The sequence below is a fragment of the Pseudomonas sp. 30_B genome, from assembly GCF_017491605.1.
GTDB lineage: Bacteria > Pseudomonadota > Gammaproteobacteria > Pseudomonadales > Pseudomonadaceae > Pseudomonas.
In genome coordinates this window covers 1-222 of sequence record NZ_JAFGYY010000590.1, presented here as the reverse complement: position 1 = coordinate 222, position 222 = coordinate 1, and the positions used below count along the sequence as shown (strand labels likewise).

Sequence of the window (222 nt, the reverse complement as noted above, 5' to 3'; positions counted from 1 at the left end):
CCAAGGTCGGCATCCCCGGTTCGCCGGTGGGCCTGCAGGCCCGCGACATCACGCTGGCCCAGGCGCTCAAGGGGCAAGGCTACGCCACCGGCCAGTTCGGCAAGAACCACCTGGGCGACCGCGACGAATACCTGCCGACCAACCACGGTTTCGACGAGTTCTTCGGCAACCTCTACCACCTCAACGCCGAGGAAGAGCCGGAGCGCCCGTACTGGCCGAAGG

Annotated in this window: 1 protein-coding gene; it reads left to right on the top strand. The window is 67.6% G+C overall.

Features of this window, described 5'->3' with window-relative positions:
• The coding region (locus tag J5M67_RS29500) for a sulfatase-like hydrolase/transferase (RefSeq protein WP_207888791.1) at positions 1–222 on the top strand (222 nt) is incomplete at both ends.